Origin of the sequence: Escherichia sp. MOD1-EC5950 (genome assembly GCF_002965345.1) — a bacterium.
GTDB classification, from domain to species: domain Bacteria; phylum Pseudomonadota; class Gammaproteobacteria; order Enterobacterales; family Enterobacteriaceae; genus Escherichia; species Escherichia marmotae.
This window is the reverse complement of the sequence record NZ_PTSR01000006.1, coordinates 21255-46506: the sequence shown is the minus strand read 5'-3', so window position 1 is coordinate 46506 and position 25252 is coordinate 21255. Positions and strand designations below refer to the sequence as shown.

Below are 25252 nucleotides of genomic sequence, written 5' to 3'. Positions count from 1 at the left end.
CACAATGGCATTTAAGATCTGGCAAATTGGTTTGCATTTACAACAGCAAGAAGCGGTGGCGGTTGCTATCGTGCGTGGCGCTAAAGAATGCTTTTTACAACGCTGGTGGCGCTTGCCGCTGGCAACAGACATTATCAAAGATGGGCGCATTATTGACGCGGAACGGCTGGCCAAAACGTTGTTACCGTGGAGTCGTGAACTGCCGCGCCGTCATCACATTATGTTGGCATTTCCTGCCAGCCGCACGTTACAGAGGGCAATACCGCGTCCGGCGATGTCCCTCGGTGAACGGGAGCAAACGGCCTGGCTGACAGGTACGATGGCCCGCGAGCTGGATATGGAACCGGACTCCCTGCGCTTTGATTACAGCGAAGATTCGCTAAGCCCTGCTTATAACGTGACCGCTGCGCAAAGCAAAGAGCTGGCGACGCTGCTTACCCTGGCAGAAAGATTGCGTGTTCACGTTAGTGCGATTACCCCAGACGCCTGCGCTTTGCAGCGATTCCTGCCTTTTTTACCCTCTCATCAGCGGTGCCTGGCCTGGCGTGATAACGAACAGTGGCTATGGGCGATGCGTTATAGCTGGGGGCGCAAACTGGCGGTAGGGATGACAAGCGCGAATGAGCTGGCGGCGGCGTTAGCTGTTGACCCCGAAAGTGTCGCGATATGTGGTGAAGGTGGGTTTGACCCCTGGGACGCGGTTTCTGTTCGTCAGCCGCCGCTACCGCCGCCTGGTGGAGACTTCGCTATTGCGCTGGGTCTGGCGCTTGGGGAGACGCGCTGATGAATCCGCCAATCAATTTTTTGCCCTGGCGACAGCAACGCCGGACAACCTTTTTTCGCTTCTGGTTGCTGATGTTCGTTGCTCCTTTGCTGTTGGCTGTTGTGATAACGCAAATGCTGCGTCTGACAAGCAACGCCGAAGCTCGCGTAGATGCTGTTTTACTTCAGGCAGAACAGCAAATTGCCCGTGGCTTACAGGTTACTAAGCCGCGTTTGCTGGAGCGCCAACAATTTCGCGAACAGCGTTTGCAACGTCAGCGCCAGCGACAATTTACCCGCGACTGGCAATCTGCACTGGAGTCACTGGCGACGCTTTTACCGGAGCACGCCTGGCTGACCACGATAAGCTGGCAGCAGGGAACGCTGGAGGTAAAGGGACTTACGGCGAACATTACCGCGTTAAATGCGCTGGAAACGTCACTTCGTCAGGATGCTACTTTTCAGCTCAACCAGCGTGGGGCCACGCAGCAGGATGCACAAGGACGCTGGCAATTTGAGTATCGGTTAACAAGGAAAGTTAGCGATGAACACGTTCTTTGACTGGTGGTATGCCACATCACCCCGTATCCGCCTGTTTGGGTGGACGCTCTGGTTGCTGGTGTTATTCACGCTCCTCTTTCTTTCATTGGCACGCCAGGAAGAGAGCGATGCATTAACCCGACTGCGAGCAACGAATCACCAGCAATCCGTCGCACTGTATCGCCTGGTAGATACCACTCTCATCAGCGAAGAAAAGACATTGCCATTTTCGCCGCTGGATTTTCAGTTGCCCGGCGCGCAACTGGTTTACTGGCACCCGTCCGCCCAGGGAGGCGAGTTGGCGTTGAAAACGCTTTGGGAAGCGGTGCCGTCTGCATTTACACGCCTGGCAGAACGCAATGTCAGCGTGAGCCGTTTTTCGTTAAGCGTGGAAGGTGATGAACTTTTGTTCACGCTACAACTGGAGACGCCACATGAGGGGTAAACGCTGGTTGTTGGCGGGTGTTGCATTATGCCTTTTAACGGGGATGCGTGACCCTTTTAAACCGTCGGAGGATATATGCCGGATTAGCGAACTCAGCCAGTGGCGTTATCAGGGAATAATAGGGCGAGGCGACCGCGTTATTGGCGTAATAAAAGATGGCCAAAAGAAATGGCGACGGGTACAGCAAAACGATGTGCTGGAGAATGGCTGGACGATTTTTCAACTGACGCCAGAAACATTAACGCTGAGAACCGGAAAAAACTGCGAACCGCCACAGTGGTTGTGGCAACGGCAAGGAGATAAAAATGAAGCAATGGATAGCCGCGCTACTGCTGATAATCATGATACCCATCGTACAGGCGGCAAAGCCGCAAAAAGTCACGCTGATGGTGGATGATGTTCCGGTAGCTCAGGTTTTACAGGCACTGGCTGAACAGGAAAAGTTAAACCTGGTGGTCTCGCCTGACGTCAACGGTACGGTGTCATTACATCTCACTGACGTTCCCTGGAAGCAGGCACTACAAACCGTAGTGAAAAGCGCCGGGCTGATAACGCGCCAGGAAGGCAACATTCTCTCGGTGCATTCTGTTGCCTGGCAGAATGACAATATCGCCCGTCAGGAGGCTGAACAGGCGCGGGCGCAGGCGAATCTTCCGCTGGAAAATCGCAATATTACTCTGCAATACGCAGATGCCGGAGAGCTGGCGAAAGCAGGGGAGAAGTTGCTTAGCGCCAAAGGCAGTATGACCGTCGATAAACGCACCAATCGCCTTTTGCTACGTGATAACAAAGCTGCGTTAACTGCGCTGGAACAGTGGGTTGCGCAAATGGATTTGCCGGTCGGGCAAGTTGAACTGTCGGCGCACATTGTCACTATTAATAAAAAAAGTTTGCGGGAATTGGGGGTGAAATGGACGCTGGCAGATGCGCAACAAGCTGGCGGCGTTGGGCAAGTGACCGCACTTGGAAGCGATCTTTCCGTGGCGACGGCGACGACGCATATCGGGTTTAACATTGGGCGCATCAACGGGCGTTTACTGGATTTGGAGCTTTCCGCACTCGAACAAAAACAGCAACTGGATATTATCGCCAGCCCGCGTCTGCTGGCCTCGCATCTCCAGCCTGCCAGCATTAAACAAGGAAGCGAGATCCCGTATCAGGTTTCCAGCGGTGAAAGCGGCGCGACGTCGGTGGAATTTAAAGAGGCCGTACTGGGAATGGAGGTCACGCCTACAGTGTTACAAAAAGGCCGCATCCGGTTGAAATTACACATCAGCCAGAACGTGCCGGGGCAAGTACTACAACAGGCCGATGGCGAAGTGCTGGCGATTGATAAACAGGAGATCGAAACGCAGGTTGAAGTCAAAAGCGGAGAAACGCTGGCACTGGGCGGCATCTTTACCCGTAAAAATAAATCGGGACAGGATAGCGTACCGCTGCTGGGCGATATCCCCTGGTTCGGGCAATTATTTCGTCATGACGGAAAAGAAGATGAACGACGTGAGTTAGTGGTGTTTATCACGCCACGGTTGGTTTCCAGTGAGTAAATCACCGCAAAAACGGCGATGTTTTTATGCTGAACATGTTTCATCTATTTGACGTGCGCAGGTATTTAGCATACAAGGAGTACCGATTTGAGAGTCGGTGTTCCTTGCTGCCTGCGTTATATGATGGTGATTTATCTTTCACGCGGCATTTTGCTGTCTTTTTTACGCTAATCTTACCCGGTGATTTATCGCCAGAGCGGTGATAGCAAGGCAGTGCACCTGCAACGACCAGATATGCAGAGGGAGGGGCGATTTATTCAGTTGCCAAACCCGCTGGAGTATTGAGATAATTTTCAGTCTGACTCTCGCAATATCTTATGAGGTTTCAGTTCATGTCCTGCGGCGCTCTCTGAGCGAAGCGGGTTTATCATTAACGAATAGTCTTAGTAGTACCGAAAAAATGGCAGAGAAACGCAATATCTTTCTGGTTGGGCCTATGGGTGCCGGAAAAAGCACTATTGGGCGCCAGTTAGCTCAACAACTCAATATGGAATTTTACGATTCCGATCAAGAGATTGAGAAACGAACCGGAGCTGATGTGGGCTGGGTTTTCGATTTAGAAGGCGAAGAAGGCTTCCGCGAACGCGAAGAAAAGGTCATCAATGAGTTGACCGAGAAGCAGGGTATTGTGCTGGCTACTGGCGGCGGCTCTGTGAAATCCCGCGAAACGCGTAACCGTCTTTCCGCACGTGGTGTTGTCGTTTATCTTGAAACGACCATCGAAAAGCAACTTGCGCGCACGCAGCGTGATAAAAAACGCCCGTTGCTGCACGTTGAAACGCCGCCGCGTGAAGTTCTGGAAGCGTTGGCTAATGAACGCAATCCGCTGTATGAAGAGATTGCCGACGTGACCATTCGTACTGATGATCAAAGCGCCAAAGTGGTCGCAAACCAGATTATTCACATGCTGGAAAGCAACTAATTCTGGCTTTATATACACTCGTCTGCGGGTACAGTAATTAAGGTGGATGTCGCGTTATGGAGAGGATAGTCGTTACTCTCGGGGAACGTAGTTACCCAATTACCATCGCATCTGGTTTGTTTAACGAACCAGCTTCATTCTTACCGCTGAAATCGGGCGAGCAGGTGATGTTGGTCACCAACGAAACCCTGGCTCCCTTGTATCTCGATAAGGTTCGCGGCGTACTTGAACAGGCGGGTGTTAACGTTGATAGCGTTATCCTTCCTGACGGCGAGCAGTATAAAAGCCTGGCAGTGCTCGACACCGTTTTTACGGCGTTGTTGCAAAAGCCGCACGGTCGCGATACGACGCTGGTAGCGCTTGGCGGCGGTGTAGTGGGCGATCTTACCGGTTTTGCAGCGGCGAGCTATCAGCGCGGTGTTCGCTTCATTCAAGTCCCGACGACACTGCTGTCGCAGGTGGACTCTTCCGTCGGCGGCAAAACCGCAGTCAACCATCCCCTCGGTAAAAATATGATTGGCGCTTTTTATCAGCCAGCATCCGTGGTGGTGGATCTCGACTGTCTGAAAACGCTTCCCCCGCGAGAGTTAGCTTCGGGGCTGGCGGAAGTCATCAAATACGGCATTATTCTTGACGGTGAGTTTTTCAACTGGCTGGAAGATAATCTGGATGCATTGCTCGGTCTGGATGGTTCGGCAATGGCGTACTGTATTCGTCGTTGTTGCGAGCTGAAAGCAGAAGTTGTTGCTGCCGACGAGCGCGAATCCGGCTTACGTGCTTTACTGAATCTGGGACATACCTTTGGTCATGCCATTGAAGCTGAAATGGGCTATGGCAATTGGTTACACGGCGAAGCGGTTGCTGCAGGTATGGTGATGGCGGCGCGGACGTCGGAACGTCTTGGGCAGTTCAGTTCTGCCGAAACGCAGCGTATTATTACTCTGCTCACGCGGGCTGGGTTACCGGTTAATGGGCCGCGCGAAATGTCCGCGCAGGCATATTTACCGCATATGCTGCGTGACAAGAAAGTCCTTGCGGGAGAAATGCGCTTAATTCTTCCGTTGGCAATTGGTAAAAGCGAAGTTCGCGGCGGCGTATCGCACGAGCTTGTTCTTAATGCTATTGCCGATTGTCAATCAGCGTAACAACAAGAAAGGTCAGGCCGCTTATTAAGTGGTCTATTAGCTTCAGGTTAATTGCAACGTGGTAAGCATTAACCTTTTAGTGGGGTGTTAAATGGATGAATTCAAACCAGAAGACGAGCTGAAACCCGATCCCAGCGATCGTCGTACTGGTCGTTCTCGTCAATCTTCTGAGCGTTCAGAACGTACTGAACGTGGCGAACCGCAGATCAATTTTGATGATATTGAACTTGATGACACTGACGATCGCCGTCCGACTCGTGCGCAAAAAGAGCGCAATGAGGAACCGGAAATCGAAGAAGAAATTGATGATTCCGAAGATGAAGCTGTGGATGAAGAGCGCGTAGAGCGTCGTCCGCGTAAGCGTAAAAAAGCAGCCAGCAAACCGGCTTCTCGTCAGTATATGATGATGGGCGTCGGCATTCTGGTTCTGTTGTTGTTGATCATCGGTATCGGTTCTGCGCTAAAAGCCCCCTCGACCTCTTCCAGCGATCAAACTGCGTCTGGTGAGAAGAGTATTGATCTTTCTGGTAATGCGGTCGATCAGGCGAATGGTGTGCAGCCAGCGCCGGGAACCACGTCTGCGCAAAATACCCAGCAGGATGTTTCTCTGCCACCGATCTCTTCTACGCCGACTCAGGGGCAATCCCCGGCGGCAATGGATGGGCAGCAACGTGTTGAAGTGCAGGGCGATCTGAATAACGCGCTGACACAACCACAAAATCAGCAGCAGTTGAACAATGTGGCGGTCAACTCCACGCTGCCGACCGAACCTGCGACTGTAGCCCCAGTTCGCAATGGCAATGCATCGCGTGATACGGCGAAAACGCAAACTGCTGAACGTCCGACCACCACGCGTCCGGCACGTCAGCAGACGGTGATTGAACCGAAGAAACCGCAAGCAACCGTGAAAACGGAACCGAAGCCAGTAGCACAACAGCCGAAGCATACTGAACCGGCTGCGCCAGTGGTGAGCACCAGGGCACCTGCTGCGACTTCTACGCCAGTAGCAACGCCTGCGCCAAAAGCGACCGCCAGCACGGAGCCTGCACAAACGGCATCTCCGGCGCAAACCACGGCAACACCAGCCGCTGGGGCGAAGACCACAGGCAATGTCGGCTCGTTGAAATCGGCACCGTCCAGCCATTACACTCTGCAGCTAAGCAGTTCTTCTAACTACGACAACCTGAACGGTTGGGCGAAGAAAGAGAATCTGAAAAACTACGTTGTCTATGAAACGACGCGTAACGGTCAGCCGTGGTATGTCTTGGTTTCTGGCGTGTACGCTTCGAAAGAAGAAGCGAAAAAAGCGGTATCTACATTGCCAGCCGATGTTCAGGCCAAAAACCCGTGGGCGAAACCGCTGCGTCAGGTACAGGCCGATTTGAAGTAATCAAGGCTATTTCCCGCAATGGTTTACCGTTGCGGGAACTGCCTGAAGCGCTGGATGCTGTCGGAGCTTTCTCCACAGCCGGAGAAGGTGTAATTAGTTAGTCAGCATGAAGAAAAATCGCGCTTTTTTGAAGTGGGCAGGGGGCAAATATCCCCTGCTTGATGATATTAAACGACATTTGCCTAAGGGCGAATGTTTGGTTGAGCCTTTTGTGGGTGCCGGGTCGGTGTTTCTCAACACCGACTTTTCTCGTTATGTCCTTGCTGATATCAATAGCGACCTGATCAGTCTCTACAACATTGTGAAGACGCGTACCGATGAGTACGTACAGGCTGCTCACGAGCTGTTTGTTCCTGAGACAAATTGCGCTGAGGTCTACTATCAGTTCCGCGAAGAGTTCAACAAAAGTCAGGATCCCTTCCGCCGGGCGGTACTGTTTTTATATCTGAATCGCTACGGGTACAACGGTCTGTGCCGTTACAATCTGCGCGGTGAATTTAATGTGCCATTCGGCCGTTACAAAAAACCCTATTTCCCGGAAGCAGAGTTGTATCACTTTGCCGAAAAAGCGCAGAATGCCTTTTTCTATTGTGAGTCTTACGCCGACAGCATGGCGCGCGCGGATGATGCATCCGTCGTTTATTGCGATCCGCCTTATGCACCACTTTCTGCAACCGCCAACTTTACGGCGTATCACACAAATAGTTTTACTCTTGAACAACAAGCGCATCTGGCGGAGATTGCTGAAGGTTTGGTTGATCGCCAGATCCCGGTACTGATTTCCAATCATGATACTGCGCTAACGCGCGAGTGGTATCAGCGCGCAAAATTGCATGTCGTCAAAGTTCGACGCAGTATAAGCAGCAACGGCGGCACACGTAAAAAGGTGGACGAACTGCTGGCTTTGTACAAACCAGGAGTCGTTTCACCCGCGAAAAAATAATTCTCAAGGAGAAGCGGATGAAACAGTATTTGATTGCCCCCTCAATTCTGTCGGCTGATTTTGCCCGCCTGGGTGAAGATACCGCAAAAGCCCTGGCAGCCGGCGCTGATGTCGTGCATTTTGATGTCATGGATAACCACTACGTTCCCAACCTGACGATTGGACCTATGGTGCTGAAATCCTTGCGTAACTACGGCATTACCGCCCCTATTGATGTACATTTGATGGTGAAACCGGTTGATCGCATTGTGCCGGATTTCGCTGCCGCAGGTGCCAGCATCATTACCTTTCATCCTGAAGCCTCAGAGCACGTTGATCGCACGCTGCAACTGATTAAAGAAAATGGCTGTAAAGCGGGTCTGGTGTTCAACCCGGCCACGCCGTTGAGTTATCTGGACTATGTGATGGATAAGCTGGATGTGATCCTGCTGATGTCAGTTAACCCCGGTTTTGGCGGTCAGTCTTTCATTCCGCAAACGTTAGATAAACTACGCGAAGTGCGTCGCCGCATCGACGAGTCTGGTTTCGATATCCGCCTGGAAGTGGATGGCGGAGTGAAGGTTAATAACATTGGCGAAATCGCTGCGGCGGGTGCGGATATGTTCGTCGCTGGTTCGGCCATTTTCGACCAGCCAGACTACAAAAAAGTCATTGATGAAATGCGCAGTGAACTGGCAAAGGTAAGTCATGAATAAGTTTGAAGATATTCGGGGCGTTGCCTTCGATCTCGATGGCACGCTGGTTGACAGTGCTCCCGGTCTTGCTGCCGCGGTAGATATGGCGCTGTACGCGCTGGAGTTACCTGTCGCAGGCGAAGAAAGAGTTATTACCTGGATTGGTAACGGCGCAGATGTTCTGATGGAACGAGCACTGACCTGGGCGCGTCAGGAACGTGCGACCCTGCGTAAAACGATGGGTAAGCCGCCTGTTGATGACGACATCCCATTGCAAGAACAGGTGCGTATTATGCGTAAGCTGTTTGACCGCTACTATGGCGAGGTTGCTGAAGAAGGGACGTTTTTGTTTCCACACGTTGCCGATACGCTCGGTGCGTTGCAGGCCAAAGGCTTGCCGTTAGGTCTGGTCACGAACAAACCGACGCCGTTTGTTGCGCCATTGCTTGAAGCTTTAGATATCGCCAAATACTTTAGCGTGGTCATCGGTGGCGATGACGTACAAAACAAAAAGCCGCATCCGGATCCGCTGTTACTGGTGGCTGAACGTATGGGCATTGCTCCACAACAAATGCTGTTTGTTGGCGACTCTCGCAATGATATTCAGGCGGCAAAAGCGGCCGGTTGTCCTTCTGTTGGCTTAACCTATGGATATAACTACGGCGAGGCTATCGAACTTAGCCAGCCTGATGTAATTTATCAGTCTCTCAATGACCTTCTGCCCGCATTAGGGCTTCCGCAAAGCGAAAATCAGGAATCGAAAAATGACTAAGCCCATCGTTTTTAGTGGCGCACAGCCTTCAGGTGAATTGACCATTGGTAACTACATGGGTGCGCTGCGTCAGTGGGTAAACATGCAGGATGACTACCATTGCATTTACTGTATCGTTGACCAACACGCTATTACCGTGCGCCAGGATGCACAGAAGCTGCGTAAAGCGACGCTGGATACGTTGGCACTGTATCTGGCTTGTGGCATCGATCCTGAGAAAAGCACCATCTTTGTTCAGTCCCACGTACCGGAACACGCACAGTTAGGTTGGGCGCTGAACTGCTATACCTATTTCGGTGAGCTGAGCCGCATGACTCAGTTCAAAGATAAATCTGCACGTTACGCTGAGAATATCAACGCTGGTCTGTTTGACTATCCGGTGCTGATGGCAGCAGATATCCTGCTGTATCAAACCAACCTGGTGCCGGTCGGTGAGGATCAGAAACAGCACCTGGAACTGAGCCGTGATATCGCCCAGCGTTTCAACGCGCTGTATGGCGATATCTTTAAAGTGCCAGAGCCGTATATTCCGAAATCTGGCGCGCGCGTAATGTCTTTGCTGGAGCCGACCAAAAAGATGTCCAAGTCTGACGATAACCGCAATAACGTTATCGGCCTGCTGGAAGATCCGAAATCGGTAGTGAAGAAAATCAAGCGTGCGGTCACTGATTCCGACGAGCCGCCAGTAGTTCGCTACGACGTGCAGAACAAAGCGGGGGTTTCTAACCTGCTGGATATCCTTTCTGCAGTGACTGGCCAGAGCATCCCGGAGCTGGAAAAACAGTTCGAAGGCAAAATGTATGGTCATTTGAAAGGCGAAGTGGCAGAAGCGGTTTCCGGAATGTTGACTGAATTGCAGGAGCGTTATCACCGTTTCCGCAATGACGAAGCCTTCCTGCAACAGGTGATGAAAGACGGCGCAGAAAAAGCCAGCGCACACGCTTCCCGCACGCTGAAAGCGGTTTACGAAGCAATTGGTTTTGTAGCGAAGCCGTAATTCAACATTGTTGGCAAAGTGCGCTTTGTTTATGCCAGATGCGACGTGAACGCCTTATCTGGCCTACAAAATGTTGTAAATTCAACATGTTGAAGGAAAGCGTAGCGCATCATGTAGTTTTGCTTTTATCATCACTCTGAAACCGGGGAAACCCGGTTTTTTTGTCCCTTTTTCGCAGTAATCCGGAAAAATGTGAAGCATCTCGCCGTTTCCATCTCTCGTGGTTGCCACTTATCTTCATTTTAATGAATATATAAATATTCACTTTATTGAAAATTTACTATGCGCCGAACGTTTATCAAAAAAGAAGGTGTCGTCATCACGACGCTGGCCCGTTATTTGTTGGGTGAAAAATGCGGTAATCGCCTGAAAACGATTGATGAGCTGGCAACTGAATGCCGCTCGTCCGTTGGCCTGACGCAGGCCGCGCTAAAAACGCTGGAATCAAGCGGCGCGATACGCATTGAACGTCGCGGGCGTAATGGCAGTTTCCTGGCGGAGATGGATAACAAAGCGCTGTTGAGCCATGTCGATATCAACAATGTAGTCTGTGCGATGCCTCTGCCTTATACCCGTCTGTACGAAGGGTTGGCGAGCGGGTTAAAAGCCCAGTTTGATGGCATTCCTTTTTACTATGCGCATATGCGCGGCGCGGATATTCGCGTGGAGTGTTTGCTTAACGGTGTGTATGACATGGCAGTGGTTTCCCGGCTGGCGGCAGAAAGTTATCTCACACAAAAAGGTTTATGCCTCGCACTGGAGTTGGGGCCGCACACCTACGTTGGCGAGCACCAGTTGATTTGTCGCAAAGGTGAATCCGGTAATGTGCAGCGTGTTGGGCTGGATAGTCGCTCGGCGGATCAGAAAATCATGACCGATGTCTTTTTTGGTGATCGCAGTGTGGAGCGCGTCGATCTCTCCTATCACGAGAGTTTGCAGCGCATTGTCAAAGGTGATGTCGATGCGGTGATCTGGAATGTGGTGGCAGAAAGCGAACTGGCCATGCTTGGATTAGAAGCGACGCCGCTCACAGACGATCCGCGATTTTTGCAGGCCACCGAAGCCGTGATCCTGACGCGAGCTGATGATTACCCAATGCAACAATTACTGCGTGCGGTTGTTGATAAACACGCCCTGCTTGCCCATCAACAGCGGGTGGTCAGCGGGGAACAGGAACCCAGTTATTAAATAAAAGGCATCTAAAATGGAAACCAGACTCAACCTGCTTTGCGATGCAGGGGTCATAGATAAGGACATCTGTAAAGGCATGATGCAGGTTGTCAAGATTCTGGAAACAGAATGTCATCTGCCCATACGTAGCGAGCAGGGAACGATGGCGATGACGCATATGGCGAGTGCGCTGATGCGCAGCCGTCGCGGTGAACAGATACTGCCGCTGGATGACGAATTACTGACGGAACTGGCGCAATCCAGCCACTGGCCAGCGATCATGCAGTTGCATCGGGTGTTATTGCAGGGATTCGCGTTGGAAGTTAACCCGTGTGAAGAAGGATATCTGCTGGCCAACCTTTATGGATTATGGATGGCCGCTAACGAAGACCTTTGAAGCACATGGCAAATCCACGTCGTACATCTTAAATATTCAAAAAAATGAATATTTGAATTAAGGAACGGAAACGAGGCAACAAGATGTTTGTAGAAGCATTGAAACGCCAGAACCCGGCGCTGATTTCTGCCGCATTAAGCCTGTGGCAGCAGGGCAAGATCGCCCCGGACTGTTGGGTGATCGACGTGGATCAGGTACTGGAAAACGGTAAGCGGCTCATTGAGACAGCACGGCTTTACGGTATTGAACTGTATCTGATGACTAAGCAGTTCGGTCGTAACCCGTGGCTGGCGGAAAAGCTGCTGGCGCTGGGCTACAGCGGCATTGTGGCGGTGGACTACAAAGAGGCACGAGTGATGCGTCGCGCCGGTTTGCCGGTGGCGCATCAGGGGCATCTGGTACAAATCCCTTGTCACCAGGTATCTGACACCGTTGAACAGGGAACCGGTGTTATCACTGTGTTTACCCTCGATAAAGCACGGGAAATTTCTGCGGCAGCGGTGAAGGCTGGATGCGTACAGTCTGTGCTGCTCAAAGTTTATAGCGACGATGATTTCCTTTATCCAGGGCAGGAGAGCGGTTTTACCCAAAATACGCTGCATGACATTGTCGCTGAAATCCAAAAACTACCAGGACTACATTTAGCGGGACTTACCCATTTCCCTTGCCTGCTTTGGGATGAAACAAGCGGGAAAGTTTTACCCACGCCGAATCTTCACACGCTGGTACAGGCGCGGGATCAACTGGCTAAATCTGGCACTGCCCTTGAGCAACTAAACGCGCCTTCAGCGACCAGTTGCACTTCGTTGCCGGTGTTAGCGCAATATGGTGTTACCCATGCCGAACCTGGTCATGCGCTGACCGGCACTATTCCGGCAAACCAGCAGGGCGATCAACCCGAACGTATCGCCATGCTTTGGTTAAGTGAAATTTCCCACCACTTCCGTGGCGACAGTTATTGCTATGGCGGTGGTTACTATCGCCGTGGTCATGCACATCACGCTCTTATTTTTACTCCAGAAAATCAAAGCATCACAGAAACACTTCTCAAAACAGTGGATGACAACAGTATCGACTATTACCTGCCGTTGGCTGGTGAGTTTCCGGTAAGTAGCGCGGTGGTGCTCTGTTTTCGTACGCAGATTTTTGTCACCCGTAGCGATGTGGTGTTGGTGTCCGGTATTCAGCGCGGCGCGGCGGAAATTGTTGGTCGCTATGACAGCCTCGGCAACCTTCTGGAGGCGTAAATGGCGCGATTTGTGGTGTTAGTGATCGATAGTTTTGGCGTAGGCGCAATGAAAGATGTTGCGCGGGTACGCCCACAGGATGCCGGGGCGAATACCTGTGGTCACATTCTTAGCCAGTTGCCGCATTTACAGTTGCCGACTCTTGAGAAGTTGGGGCTAATCAATGCATTGGGTTATGCGCCGGGTGATATGCAGCCATCGGATTGCGCAGTCTGGGGCGTAGCAGAACTGCAACATGAAGGTGGCGATACCTTTATGGGGCATCAGGAAATTTTAGGTACGCGCCCCTTGCCGCCGCTGCGGATGCCCTTTCGCGACGTTATTGATCGTGTTGAACGAGCCTTAATGGCTGCGGGCTGGCAGGTCGAACGCCGTGGCGATGCGTTGCAATTTCTGTGGGTAAACCAGGCCGTGGCAGTTGGCGACAATCTCGAAGCGGATTTAGGCCAGGTCTATAACGTTACCGCCAATCTCTCTGCGATACCGTTCGATGAAGTTGTCAAGATTGGTCGTGTGGTGCGTGAGCAGGTACAGGTTGGCAGGGTTATTACTTTTGGCGGCCTGTTGCAGGACAGCCAGCGCATTCTTGATGCCGCAGAAAGCAAGGAAGGGCGTTTTATTGGCATAAATGCACCGCGTTCCGGCGCTTATGACAGCGGTTTCCAGGTTGTACATATGGGCTACGGTGTCGATGAAAAAGTGCAGGTGCCGCAACAACTGCATCAGGTAGGCGTACCTACGGTGCTGGTGGGTAAGGTGGCGGATATCGTCAGCAATCCTCATGGAATGAGCTGGCAAAATTTGGTGGATAGCCAACGGATTATGGATATCACTCTCGACGAATTTAACGCCCATCCGACAGCCTTTATTTGCACCAATATTCAGGAAACCGACCTCGCCGGCCACGCAGAAGACGTCGCACGTTATGCCGAACGTTTGCAGGTCGTTGACCGTAATCTTGCCCGGCTTGTTGAGGCGATGCAGCCGGATGATTGCCTGATCGTCATGGCTGATCACGGTAACGATCCGACTATCGGCCACAGCCACCATACCCGCGAAGTAGTGCCTGTGCTGGTTTATCAGCGTGGATTGGCTGCCACTCGTCTGGGTGTGTATCCCACGCTCTCTGATGTTGGAGCCACAGTATGTGAATTTTTCCGTGCTTCGCCGCCACAAAACGGCAGCTCTTTTTTATCTTCCCTTCGCTTTCAGGGTGACTCTTTATGACCATCGATTCGACCGGCTACACCCTTGCTCATGAGCATCTGCATATTGATCTCTCCGGCTTTAAAAACAACGTGGATTGCCGCCTTGATCAATATGCGTTCATTTGCCAGGAGATGAACGACCTGATGGCGCAGGGCGTTCGTAATGTGATTGAGATGACCAATCGTTACATGGGCCGCAATGCGCAATTTATGCTCGATGTGATGCGTGAGACGGGAATCAACGTGGTGCCTTGTACTGGTTATTACCAGGATGCCTTTTTCCCGGAGCATGTGGCGACCCGCAGCGTGCAGGAGCTGGCGCAAGAGATGGTCGATGAAATTGAACAGGGTATCGATGGCACGGAATTGAAAGCCGGGATCATCGCGGAGATTGGCTCCAGTGAGGGCAAAATCACGCCGCTGGAAGAGAAAGTTTTCATTGCCGCCGCGTTGGCGCATAACCAGACCGGACGGCCCATTTCCACTCATACATCTTTTAGCACTATGGGGTTGGAACAACTGGCTCTACTGCAATCCCACGGTGTCGATCTTTCGCGGGTCACCCTCGGGCACTGCGATCTTAAAGACAACCTCGACAACATTTTAAAGATGATCGATCTCGGCGCGTATGTGCAGTTCGACACCATTGGCAAGAACAGTTACTACCCGGATGAGAAGCGTATTGCGATGCTTCACGCGCTCCGCGACCGTGGATTGCTTAACCGCGTCATGCTGTCGATGGATATTACTCGTCGTTCCCATTTAAAAGCCAACGGTGGTTATGGCTATGACTTTTTATTTACCACCTTTATTCCGCAGTTGCGCCAGTCAGGATTCAGTCAGGCCGATGTGGATGTGATGTTACGTGAAACTCCCTCTCAATTTTTCCAATAAGGACAGACTCATGAAAAAGATTGGCGTTGCAGGCTTACAGCGTGAGCAGATTAAAAAAACCATTGAAACGACGGCTCCTGGCTGTTTTGAAGTTTTCATTTATAACGACATGGAAGCGGCAATGAAAGTGAAATCCGGGCAACTGGATTACTACATCGGCGCGTGTAATACCGGCGCAGGTGCGGCATTGTCGATTGCTATCGCGGTGATTGGTTATAACAAAAGTTGCACCATTGCCAGGCCTGGTATTAAAGCGAAAGACGAGCATATCGCCAAAATGATCGCTGAAGGAAAGGTGGCGTTTGGGCTTTCCGTTGAGCACGTTGAACACGCGATTCCGATGCTGATTAACCATCTGAAATAAAAGGCACGACTATGGATCTGTATATTCAGATTATCGTGGTGGCGTGCCTGACCGGTATGACATCACTTCTGGCACATCGCTCGGCGGCCGTATTTCATGATGGTATTCGCCCGATCCTGCCACAATTGATTGAAGGCTATATGAACCGTCGCGAGGCGGGGAGTATCGCTTTCGGTTTGAGTATTGGTTTTGTGGCATCGGTGGGGATCTCCTTTACCCTGAAAACCGGCCTGCTCAACGCATGGTTACTTTTTCTTCCTACCGATATCCTCGGCGTACTGGCGATAAACAGCCTGATGGCGTTTGGCCTTGGCGCAATCTGGGGGATACTGATCCTCACCTGCCTGCTGCCGGTAAACCAGTTGCTGACTGCGCTGCCGGTTGATGTTTTAGGTAGTCTGGGGGAATTAAGCTCTCCGGTAGTTTCTGCTTTTGCACTCTTCCCGCTGGTGGCGATTTTCTACCAGTTTGGCTGGAAGCAAAGCCTGATCGCTGCCGCCGTCGTGTTGATGACTCGCGTCGTGGTGGTGCGTTATTTCCCGCATCTTAATCCGGAATCCATCGAAATCTTTATTGGCATGGTAATGCTGCTGGGGATCGCGATAACTCACGACCTGCGTCATCGTGATGAAAATGATATCGATGCCAGCGGATTTTCGGTCTTTGAAGAGCGCACGTCGCGGATTATCAAAAATCTTCCGTATATCGCCATTGTCGGAGCGCTGATCGCTGCTGTTGCCAGTATGAAAATTTTTGCTGGTAGCGAAGTGTCGATCTTCACCCTTGAGAAAGCGTACTCCGCAGGCGTCACGCCGGAGCAATCGCAAACGCTGATCAATCAGGCGGCGCTGGCAGAATTTATGCGCGGGCTGGGTTTTGTGCCGTTGATTGCCACCACTGCGTTAGCCACGGGGGTGTATGCGGTTGCTGGCTTTACCTTTGTCTATGCGGTGGGCTATCTCTCGCCTAATCCGATGGTTGCGGCGGTATTGGGCGCAGTGGTTATTTCGGCGGAAGTTTTGTTGTTACGGTCGATAGGTAAATGGCTGGGGCGCTACCCGTCAGTGCGTAATGCGTCGGATAACATTCGTAACGCCATGAATATGCTGATGGAAGTGGCTCTGTTGGTCGGTTCGATTTTCGCGGCAATCAAAATGGCGGGTTATACCGGATTCTCTATTGCGGTCGCCATTTACTTCCTCAACGAATCTCTGGGGCGTCCGGTACAGAAAATGGCGGCACCTGTGGTGGCAGTGATGATCACCGGCATTCTGCTGAATGTTCTTTACTGGCTTGGCTTGTTTGTTCCGGCTTAAGGAATGCACTTATGAAGACGTTTCCCTTGCAAAGCCTGACTCTTGCTGAAGCACAGCAAAAGCAGTTTGCGCTGGTGGACACGATTTGCCGCTATTTCCCTGGCGGTGAGTTCCTTACCTGTGGTGATTTGGGATTAACGCCGGGGTTGAATCAACCGCGCATTACTCAACGTGTGGAACAGGTACTGGCGGGTGTGTTTCATGCGCAAGCGGCGGCGCTGGTGCAAGGCGCTGGCACTGGGGCGATCCGTGCCGGGCTGGCAGCTTTGCTCAAGCCCGGGCAGCGTCTTCTGGTACATGATGCGCCTGTTTATCCGACTACGCGGGTCATTATTGAGCAGATGGGGCTGACGCTTATTACCGCTGATTTCAATGACCTGTCGGCACTTAAGCAAATCGTCGAAGAGCAACAACCAGATGCGGCACTGGTACAACATACACGCCAGCAGCCGCAGGATCGCTACATTCTGGCAGATGTGCTGGCAACGTTGCGCCTGGCGGGTGTTCCAGCGTTAACTGATGACAACTATGCGGTGATGAAGGTGGCGCGGATTGGCTGCGAATGCGGGGCGAATGTCTCAACTTTTTCCTGCTTCAAGCTGTTTGGGCCGGAGGGTGTTGGTGCGGTGGTAGGCGATGCTGATGCCATCAACCGTATTCGTGCCACGCTTTACTCCGGAGGCAGCCAGATTCAGGGCGCTCAGGCGCTGGAAGTCTTGCGCGGACTGGTTTTTGCGCCGGTGATGCATGCGGTACAGGCGAGGGTATCTGAAAGGTTGCTGACCTTGCTCAACGGTGGCGCAGTGCCACAAGTTAAAAGCGCCGTCATTGCCAATGCGCAGTCGAAGGTGTTGATTGTGGAGTTCCATCAGCCGATTGCTGCAAGGGTACTGGAAGAAGCGCAGAAACGCGGTGCATTGCCATATCCAGTTGGTGCGGAGTCGAAATATGAAATTCCGCCGCTCTTTTATCGTCTTTCCGGGACATTTCGTCAGGCGAATCCACAATTAGAACATTGTGCGATTCGTATTAATCCTAATCGTAGTGGTGAGGAGACAGTGCTGCGTATTTTGCGCGAGAGTATTGCCTGTATTTAACTGCTGTGAACGATATTTTTAAAGGCAAGGTAAAAACAAATACGCCCTCTGGTAAAAATAGAGGGCGTCAGGTAATTAAAACAGCATTAACCGATCTCTGTTAAGAGATTACTGTGCAGTCGGACCGCAGCCGCCAATGATTTTAGAAATAGAAATTGCCGGATGCAGAAGGTAATCATAAGAGCAGTTTTTGTCACGGTTTTCAATATGACCAGTACATGCAGTTAACGTTGCCAGTACCGCACCTACCAATGCTACTTTAATAAACTTGTTCATTCTCATTCCCTATGTAAAATATATCGAGTAATATTCATTAATTATGTGAATATAAGCAAATAGCTCGTTAGAGACAATACAGGAATATCTATGACACGTCAGTGAGTGGACTATTAATAATTCAATTATATTTGTAAGCCACTGTAACTGTGGGGAGTTGTTAAAAAACAAATTAGTTAAAAAGTTGTTTTATGTCTGCTGAAAATAAAAATTAATATGGTGATTATTGTAAATAAAAAGGCCAGAAATATCCGGCCTTAGATAATTTTTTTTAAATTAATGGTTAGAGAACCAGTTTAATTTATCGCGCAGGCCAACGACCCGACCAATAATAATCAAAGACGGGCTGTTCATTTGCTGCGCAAGTTCACCGAGTTGCGCGAGCGTACCGTCAATCACGCGTTGCGTAACCGCCGTACCGTTTTCGACAATCGCCACCGGCATTTCACCTGGCATTCCGTATTCAATCAGCTTTTGCTGAATGGTCGCGGCCTGATTCAGCCCCATATAGAACACCAGCGTCTGTTTTTCTGCCGCCAGATTCTCCCAGTCCAGCTCGCCACCCGTTTTTAAGTGCCCGGTGATTAAGCGCACGCTCTGGGCGTAATCGCGATGTGTTAGCGGAATACCCGAATAGGCAGAGCAACCAGAAGCTGCGGTAATGCCCGGAACCACCGAGAACGGAATGCCTGCATTGCACAGCGTTTCCAGCTCTTCGCCGCCACGCCCGAAAATAAACGGATCGCCGCCTTTCAGACGCACCACGCGTTTGCCTTTTTGCGCTTCCCGCAACAGGATCTGGTTAATCTCTTCCTGCGGTACGCAGTGGTATCCCGCGCGTTTACCGACGAAAACGCGGTCAGCATCGCGGCGTACCAGATTCATAATATCGTCAGAAACCAGACGGTCGTAGACCACCACATCAGCCTGCTGAATTTGTTGCAGGCCTTTCAGCGTCAGTAGCCCGGCATCGCCTGGACCTGCGCCAACCAGCACCACTTCACCACGATGATCGAGCGGCTCATTGATTAACTGTTCGGTCGTTTCAGTAATGGCTTTCTGATCGTTGTTCGCCAGCGACTGCGCCAGACGGTCATTGACGAACAGTTTTTCCCAGAAACGGCGACGCTCACCCATTGTGGCGAACTGCTGTTTCACCCGACCGCGTAACTGTCCGGCATATTTTGCCACCTGACCCAGATGGAGAGGCAGTAGTGATTCGAGTTTTTCGCGCAGCAGGCGCGCCAGGACTGGAGATGTGCCGCCGGAGGAGACCGCTACCATTAGCGGTGAGCGGTCGATAATGGACGGCATAATGAAACTGGCGGCTTTCGGTGCATCTACCACGTTACAGAAGATACGACGAGATTCAGCGGCTTCGCTGACGCGCTGGTTAAGCGCATCATCATCAGTAGCCGCAATCGCCAGCCAACAGGTATCGAGAAGGCTTTCATCAAATGGCCCCTCGACGAGGGTTAACATGCCAGCATCTGCCCATGCGGTAAACTGCGGAATAAACGCTAATGCATTCACCGTTAAGCGAGCGCCTGCGTCCAACAGCAACCTGGCTTTGCGTTCCGCGACATCACCGCCGCCGACAATCAGACAGTCGCGATCGCGTAATTGGCAAAATATAGGCAAATGATCCACGTAAAACCCCTTACTGATTAACCTGCAGCCGTTTCAGTTTGATTAAATTTGTCCGCAATCGGACGATTAGCTTTCGGCGTAGCATACCAATAACCCAATCCCATGAATACGGCGCCAGATAAAGTATTACCCAGCGTCACCCACAGCAGGTTATGACCAATGCCCGCCAGAGTGTAGGCTTCGCTATGGTTGCCGAACCAGGAGAGGGCGAACAGCGTCATGTTGGCAACGGAGTGCTCATAGCCGGAGGCGATAAACGCCAGCAGACACCACCAGATAGCGATAAATTTCGCCGCGCCTTCGGTGCGCAGCGCCATCCAGATTGCCAGGCAAACCAGCCAGTTACACAATGCGCCTTTGAAGAACAGTACCATCGCCGGTGCGGTGGTTTTGGCCAGCGCGACAGAATGGACGATGCTGGTATCCACCGGTAGCAGGCTACCGCCGCCCCAGCTATAGAGCATCGCTACGAAGATGGAACCGACCAGATTACCCAGCCAGGTTTGCGGCAGAATTGCCCACATTTGCCCGTGGCTGATGGTGCCAGCTTTCACCCCAAAGGTGAGGAACATGGTGTGTCCGGTGAACAGTTCAGAACCGGCGATAATCACCAGCGTTAAGGCGATACCAAAAGTTGCCCCCATCACCAGCGGACGCACGGACGGATCGAGCAAATTGCCGAGCGTGAAAATCAGGATGATCCCAAGACCCACATAAGCTCCCGCCATTGCGGAGCTGACCCAAAAGCCAAGCGGGTTATTTGCCGACAGGCGTGCGATGCGCGCAGCGTTCGCCGCACACTTATTGATAGTGTCTGTAAACATTTGATTATCCTTAAAAAATAAAAACAAAAAATAAAACAAAGAGTTTAAAAAATGTCCTGCAATATACCGAAGGTTATTACAGGACAATGCAAAAAGGGGAGGCATTGCGCCTCCCGTTAAAACATTAACCGCGCAGTTGTACTACGCCGTCTTTCACTCGTGCTTCGTAATGCTTGACGGAGAACTGTTCGTCCTCCATGCACAAGCCGTCGCTTAAGCGAAAACGCTGTTTTTTCAGCGGGCTGGCTACCCACAGCTCACCCTGATGTTCCGCAATCAGCCCGCGTGACAGTACGCTGGATTCGAAGAACGGATCGATATTGCTGATAGCAAACACCTGGTCGCTGTGATACGGACGGAAAATTGCCACCTGCTCGTCACCTAACAGCGCGCAGACGCCGGTTTCAGGCAGGATGTCATCGATTTTGCAGATGTCTTTCCACTGGCTCATGCGTTGTCCTCCACCAGAGTTACCGGAATACGTTCATACGGCGTTGCCGGACGGTGCTGTTCGCGCTCAGGCACCATCTGCACATTCGGGTCACGCTTGTCGCTGTTGATGAAGTGCTTGAAGCGAGTCTGTGCAGACGGCGTATTGACCGTTTCAGTCCACTCACACACTACAGCTTCACGCAGGCGCGCCATCTCTTCTTCCAGATGTGCGTTCAGACCCAGTTTGTCATCAATGATCACCGCTTTCAGGTAATCGATGCCGCCTTCGAGGTTTTCTAACCACGGTGCGGTACGGGTCAGTTTGTCGGCAGTACGGATGTAGAACATCATGAAGCGGTCGAGATATTTGAGCAGCGTTTCGCGATCGATATCCGCTGCCAGCAGATCCGCATGACGCGGTTTCATGCCGCCGTTACCGCAAACGTACAGGTTCCAGCCTTTTTCAGTGGCGATGATACCTACGTCTTTGCCCTGCGCTTCTGAACATTCACGGGTACAACCAGAGACACCGAACTTGATTTTGTGCGGTGCGCGGATGCCTTTGTAGCGGTTTTCCAGTTCTACGCCGAGGCCGACGCTGTCGCCAACACCGTAGCGGCACCAGGTGCTACCCACGCAGGTTTTCGCCATACGCAGCGCTTTCGCATAGGCATGACCGGTTTCGAATCCCGCTTCAATCAGTTGACGCCAGATCTCCGGCAGATCGTCTTTCTGTGCACCAAACATCGCAATACGTTGGGAGCCGGTGATTTTGGTGTAGAGATTAAATTCACGTGCGATACGACCTACAGCCATCAAACCTTCCGGGGTAATTTCACCACCCGGAGAACGCGGGATCACCGAATAGGTGCCGTCTTTCTGGATATTAGCGAGGAAGTTATCGTTAGAATCCTGCAACGGAGTATGCTGCGGTTTCAGAATGTATTCGTTCCAGCAGGACGCCAGCAGCGAACCGATGGTGGGTTTACACACTTCACAACCGTAGCCTTTGCCGTGTTTTGCCAGCAGTTCTTCGAAGGTTTTAATGCCTTCAACGCGAATCAAATGGAACAGTTCCTGGCGCGAATATGGGAAGTGTTCGCACAGGTTGTTGTTGACTTCGATGCCCTGTTTCGCCAGTTCGGCGTTCAGCACCTGAGTAACCAACGGAATGCAACCACCGCAGCCTGTACCCGCTTTGGTTTCGGCTTTCAGCGCTGCAACGGTGTGGCAGCCTTTGTTGATGGCAGCAATCAGATCGCCTTTGGTGACGTCGAAGCAGGAGCAGATTTGCGCGCTGTCCGGCAGTTTATCAACACCGATAGATGGTTTACCGCTGCCAGAGTGGGCAGGCAGGATCAGCGAGTCCGGGTTTTCCGGCAGTTCAATGGCGTTCAGTACCAGTTGCAGCAGGTTGCCATAGTCGCTGGTATCGCCCACCAGTACCGCACCGAGCAACGTTTTGTTGTCTTCGCTGACAACCAGACGTTTGTAAATCTCTTTGCTTTCGTCGAGGTAAACATAGCTACGCGCGCCTGGTGTACGACCATGCGCATCGCCAATACCGCCCACGTCTACGCCCAGCAGTTTCAGCTTGGCGCTAAGATCTGCACCTTCAAATGCGTTTTCGCTACCAAGAATGTGGTCAACAGCCACCTGAGCCATTTTGTAGCCCGGTGCTACCAGACCAAACACACGGTTGTTCCAGCTTGCGCATTCACCGATGGCGTAGATATCCGGATCGGAAGTCTGGCAGGAATCGTTAATAACGATACCCCCACGCGGAGCCACGTCCAGGCCACACTGAGTCGCCAGCTTATCGCGCGGACGGATACCGGTAGAGAAGACAATAAAGTCAACTTCCAGCTCGCTACCGTCGGCAAAACGCATGGTTTTACGTGCTTCGACACCTTCCTGCACAATTTCGAGGGTGTTTTTGCTGGTGTGAACGCGCACGCCCATGCTTTCGATTTTGCGACGAAGCTGTTCGCCGCCCATCTGATCAAGCTGTTCCGCCATCAGCATAGGGGCAAATTCGATAACGTGGGTTTCAATGCCTAAGTTTTTCAGCGCGCCAGCGGCTTCCAGACCTAACAGGCCGCCACCAACAACGGCACCGCGCTTGCTGCGACGGGCGCAGGATTCAATGGCGTTGAGGTCTTCAATGGTGCGATAGACAAAACAGTCCTGGGTATCAGAACCTTTGATCGGCGGGATCCACGGGTAGGAACCGGTCGCCATGATCAGCTTGTCATAATAAACGGTACGTCCGGCGCTGGAGTGGATCACCTTCTCCTGACGGTTGATGGTAATCGCGCGCTCACCGACCAGAACTTTAATGCCGTGTTTCTCATAAAAGCCTTCGCGCACCAGCGACAGCTCTTCGGCAGTGTGGTGAGAGAAGTAAGACGAGAGGTGTACGCGGTCATAAGCGATGCGCGGTTCTTCACAGAAAACGGTAATATCAAAGTTGGCCGCATCAGATTTATCAAGAAGATCTTCGATAAAGCGATGGCCGACCATACCGTTACCGATAATTGCGAGTCTGACTTTGCTCATTTTTGCCTCGATTTCTTTTCTATTACCGCCTACCTTAACGATTCAGCAACCCCACTTATTGATGCAAATCAAATTCACCTTTATATACCTCTTAAGGGGTATATTACTGATTTGTATAAATATTCTTAAGTTACGGAATTGTCTGACATTTCGTGTGTGTGCAAAAAATAGACAAAATAAGAGAGTTTAAAGATATGAGGATAGGTTGAGGGGAAGAGAGGAAAAAACCGGACGACGAAAGCGCCGCCCGATATTGGCAATTAATGAGAGGTCAGGGTGTTATGCTGACGGTGACGGCTGACAAAACCCAGCAGGAAGCACATCACGAATACCACAGCGTACAGACCATTTGCAGTGAGCAGCGCCGCCTGTGGACCGCTATGCTCTACAATCGGGCCAGTAACCACAAAGGTCAGCATGGTGCCGATGGTTCCGCAGGTGAGGACGAAGTTAACCAGTTTTGGGGACGGCACTTTGGTTTGCTGTGAACCCAGGGTGATGATGGTGGTATAGATCGCGCTGGAGAAGAAGCCCAGAGCGAGAATAGACCACGCCATATGTGCCGGTGTTCCAGTGTTAAAGACATACATCAGAATCGCGGCCAGTCCTGCCAGCACGGTCAGAATACGTTGCAGGTCAAAGAAACGCAGAATAAAGCTGAAGGCCCACATGCCGACCATGTACGACATCCAGAAGTTGCTTACCAGCGTTCCTGCGTCGTTCAGGCCCATGCCCAGACCTTTGGCGTACTCCGGCACCCAGGAGATAAAACCTAACTGACCGAGGATGTAGCACAGCGCCGCAATGGAGAGAAACAGCACGCCAATTCCCCATTTTTCTTTCACTACCGGAACGTCATTTTTTGGCGCATGTTTGCCCAGTGCCGGGAACTCACAGCCGAAGGTCAGAATAAAAATAGCGACGTACACCAGCCCGATGCAGGCATAAACCCAGTACCACTCAATGCTACGTGCCAGCAAAAATGCCGCGATCATCGGGAAAATCATCCCGGCCATACTGAAGAAGGAGTCGGTAAACAGCAAGCGAGAACCGCGCTGACGCCCTTCATACATTTGTGTAACCAGGAACGTACCAATCGACATGGTGATACCACTGACCACCCCGAGGATGAACATCGCCGCCGAGAACAACGCCAGACTGTGGCTGAACATCAAACCAGCAACCGCCAGCACCATCAGGAGAAAGCCAAAACGTAACTGCGTTTTCAGCGGGACGATTTCCATCAGCCAGGCGTTGAGGAAGATAGAGATTAAAATTCCGGCATTGAGGAAGGTGAAGGTGTTACTCATACTGGAAACGGGCAGATGGAAATAATCTGCAATATTCCCCATCACCATCCCGGTGACAATAACCAACGCACCGGTGAGTGCGTAGGAAAGAAAGCTAATCCATGTGAGCTTAATGCGATTGCTGTTAGTCATGATTGGCCTGCGTTGAAAGAGAAAATGGCATAGTGGGTATGCCGCGAGCGGGCGATTTTAGGTGATTTTGTGATCTGATTAAATATCTAATTGCAAACGGTTGCTAATTTGCAATATTTAAAGTGATTCTGATCACGGAATATAAGTGATCATCAGGTTACATATATTTCAAGTACGTAAAATTAGGTAAAGGAATGGCCTTGTCATTGAAGGCTATTTAGAATCTCTTCACTTGCTTT

The 25252-nt window shown here is 51.5% G+C and carries 26 protein-coding genes; 20 read left to right on the top strand and 6 right to left on the bottom strand.

The window, feature by feature from the left end; all coding sequences use genetic code 11:
- Positions 1–4: 4 nt before the first annotated feature.
- From hofM to BEA93_RS09035, 20 genes are all read left to right on the top strand, one after another.
- The gene (hofM, locus tag BEA93_RS09135) at positions 5–784 is read left to right on the top strand and encodes a DNA utilization protein HofM (RefSeq protein ID WP_105224510.1); all 780 of its coding nucleotides are present in this window, start codon (positions 5–7) and stop codon (positions 782–784) included.
- A complete protein-coding gene (locus tag BEA93_RS09130) occupies positions 784–1323 on the top strand; it encodes a PilN domain-containing protein (RefSeq protein WP_105224511.1) in 540 nt (179 codons plus the stop codon). The genes hofM and BEA93_RS09130 overlap by 1 nt, the downstream gene beginning before the upstream one ends.
- Positions 1307–1747 carry a HofO family protein gene (locus tag BEA93_RS09125; RefSeq protein ID WP_001517223.1) on the top strand — a complete coding sequence of 147 codons (441 nt, stop codon included), beginning with the start codon at positions 1307–1309 and terminating at the stop codon, positions 1745–1747. Before BEA93_RS09130 ends, BEA93_RS09125 begins: the two co-directional genes overlap by 17 nt.
- Complete coding sequence (locus BEA93_RS09120; protein ID WP_016249278.1) at positions 1737–2144, top strand: HofP DNA utilization family protein; 408 nt, start codon at positions 1737–1739, stop codon at positions 2142–2144. Before BEA93_RS09125 ends, BEA93_RS09120 begins: the two co-directional genes overlap by 11 nt.
- Positions 2053–3294: a DNA uptake porin HofQ gene (hofQ, locus tag BEA93_RS09115; RefSeq protein ID WP_000815959.1), complete on the top strand. Its 1242-nt coding sequence runs from the start codon at positions 2053–2055 to the stop codon at positions 3292–3294. Before BEA93_RS09120 ends, hofQ begins: the two co-directional genes overlap by 92 nt.
- Before the next feature lie 400 nt (positions 3295–3694).
- Positions 3695–4216 carry a shikimate kinase AroK gene (gene aroK, locus BEA93_RS09110; RefSeq protein WP_000818619.1) on the top strand — a complete coding sequence of 174 codons (522 nt, stop codon included), beginning with the start codon at positions 3695–3697 and terminating at the stop codon, positions 4214–4216.
- A 56-nt stretch (positions 4217–4272) separates the two neighbouring features.
- Positions 4273–5361 (top strand): 3-dehydroquinate synthase, encoded by a 1089-nt coding sequence (aroB, locus tag BEA93_RS09105; RefSeq protein WP_000439860.1) that lies wholly within the window; start codon positions 4273–4275, stop codon positions 5359–5361.
- A gap of 91 nt (positions 5362–5452) precedes the next feature.
- Positions 5453–6751: a cell division protein DamX gene (damX, locus tag BEA93_RS09100; protein WP_016249277.1), complete on the top strand. Its 1299-nt coding sequence runs from the start codon at positions 5453–5455 to the stop codon at positions 6749–6751.
- A gap of 106 nt (positions 6752–6857) precedes the next feature.
- The gene (gene dam / locus BEA93_RS09095) at positions 6858–7694 is read left to right on the top strand and encodes an adenine-specific DNA-methyltransferase (RefSeq protein WP_000742158.1); all 837 of its coding nucleotides are present in this window, start codon (positions 6858–6860) and stop codon (positions 7692–7694) included.
- A gap of 17 nt (positions 7695–7711) precedes the next feature.
- Positions 7712–8389 (top strand): ribulose-phosphate 3-epimerase, encoded by a 678-nt coding sequence (gene rpe, locus BEA93_RS09090; RefSeq protein WP_000816280.1) that lies wholly within the window; start codon positions 7712–7714, stop codon positions 8387–8389.
- Positions 8382–9140 carry a phosphoglycolate phosphatase gene (gph, locus tag BEA93_RS09085; RefSeq protein WP_001517219.1) on the top strand — a complete coding sequence of 253 codons (759 nt, stop codon included), beginning with the start codon at positions 8382–8384 and terminating at the stop codon, positions 9138–9140. The genes rpe and gph overlap by 8 nt, the downstream gene beginning before the upstream one ends.
- Positions 9133–10137, top strand: coding sequence for a tryptophan--tRNA ligase (gene trpS / locus BEA93_RS09080; RefSeq protein WP_000165548.1), 1005 nt, complete (start codon positions 9133–9135; stop codon positions 10135–10137). Before gph ends, trpS begins: the two co-directional genes overlap by 8 nt.
- 282 nt (positions 10138–10419) lie before the next feature.
- Positions 10420–11325 (top strand): GntR family transcriptional regulator YhfZ, encoded by a 906-nt coding sequence (gene yhfZ, locus BEA93_RS09070; RefSeq protein WP_001254804.1) that lies wholly within the window; start codon positions 10420–10422, stop codon positions 11323–11325.
- A gap of 16 nt (positions 11326–11341) precedes the next feature.
- Positions 11342–11704 (top strand): hypothetical protein, encoded by a 363-nt coding sequence (locus tag BEA93_RS09065; protein ID WP_000450044.1) that lies wholly within the window; start codon positions 11342–11344, stop codon positions 11702–11704.
- Between the two features lie 83 nt (positions 11705–11787).
- Positions 11788–12951 carry a YhfX family PLP-dependent enzyme gene (locus BEA93_RS09060; RefSeq protein ID WP_001517217.1) on the top strand — a complete coding sequence of 388 codons (1164 nt, stop codon included), beginning with the start codon at positions 11788–11790 and terminating at the stop codon, positions 12949–12951.
- Complete coding sequence (locus BEA93_RS09055) at positions 12952–14178, top strand: phosphopentomutase (RefSeq protein WP_001517216.1); 1227 nt, start codon at positions 12952–12954, stop codon at positions 14176–14178.
- On the top strand, positions 14175–15053 hold the full coding sequence (locus BEA93_RS09050; protein WP_000151144.1) for a phosphotriesterase-related protein: 879 nt from the start codon (positions 14175–14177) through the stop codon (positions 15051–15053). Before BEA93_RS09055 ends, BEA93_RS09050 begins: the two co-directional genes overlap by 4 nt.
- Positions 15054–15063: 10 nt before the next feature.
- A complete protein-coding gene (locus BEA93_RS09045; protein WP_001517214.1) occupies positions 15064–15417 on the top strand; it encodes a DUF2620 domain-containing protein in 354 nt (117 codons plus the stop codon).
- An 11-nt stretch (positions 15418–15428) separates the two neighbouring features.
- Positions 15429–16733: a YhfT family protein gene (locus tag BEA93_RS09040; RefSeq protein ID WP_000366842.1), complete on the top strand. Its 1305-nt coding sequence runs from the start codon at positions 15429–15431 to the stop codon at positions 16731–16733.
- Positions 16734–16744: 11 nt separating this feature from the next.
- A complete protein-coding gene (locus BEA93_RS09035) occupies positions 16745–17830 on the top strand; it encodes an aminotransferase class I/II-fold pyridoxal phosphate-dependent enzyme (RefSeq protein ID WP_000847166.1) in 1086 nt (361 codons plus the stop codon).
- Positions 17831–17938: 108 nt separating this feature from the next.
- Here BEA93_RS09035 and BEA93_RS09030 read toward each other — a convergent pair whose 3' ends face one another.
- The 6 genes from BEA93_RS09030 to tsgA all read right to left on the bottom strand — a co-directional run bounded on the left by BEA93_RS09030 (position 17939) and on the right by tsgA (position 25013).
- Complete coding sequence (locus BEA93_RS09030) at positions 17939–18106, bottom strand: YhfL family protein (protein ID WP_001031834.1); 168 nt, start codon at positions 18104–18106, stop codon at positions 17939–17941.
- A gap of 276 nt (positions 18107–18382) precedes the next feature.
- Entirely contained in the window at positions 18383–19756 is a 1374-nt protein-coding gene (gene cysG, locus BEA93_RS09025; protein WP_000349875.1) for a siroheme synthase CysG, read from the bottom strand.
- A 17-nt stretch (positions 19757–19773) separates the two neighbouring features.
- On the bottom strand, positions 19774–20580 hold the full coding sequence (gene nirC, locus BEA93_RS09020) for a nitrite transporter NirC (RefSeq protein WP_000493561.1): 807 nt from the start codon (positions 20578–20580) through the stop codon (positions 19774–19776).
- A 124-nt stretch (positions 20581–20704) separates the two neighbouring features.
- The gene (gene nirD, locus BEA93_RS09015; protein ID WP_000084764.1) at positions 20705–21031 is read right to left on the bottom strand and encodes a nitrite reductase small subunit NirD; all 327 of its coding nucleotides are present in this window, start codon (positions 21029–21031) and stop codon (positions 20705–20707) included.
- Positions 21028–23571 (bottom strand): NADPH-nitrite reductase large subunit, encoded by a 2544-nt coding sequence (nirB, locus tag BEA93_RS09010; RefSeq protein ID WP_000049234.1) that lies wholly within the window; start codon positions 23569–23571, stop codon positions 21028–21030. Before nirB ends, nirD begins: the two co-directional genes overlap by 4 nt.
- Positions 23572–23831: 260 nt before the next feature.
- Positions 23832–25013 (bottom strand): MFS transporter TsgA, encoded by a 1182-nt coding sequence (tsgA, locus tag BEA93_RS09000; protein ID WP_105224512.1) that lies wholly within the window; start codon positions 25011–25013, stop codon positions 23832–23834.
- Between the last annotated feature and the right edge of the window lie 239 nt (positions 25014–25252).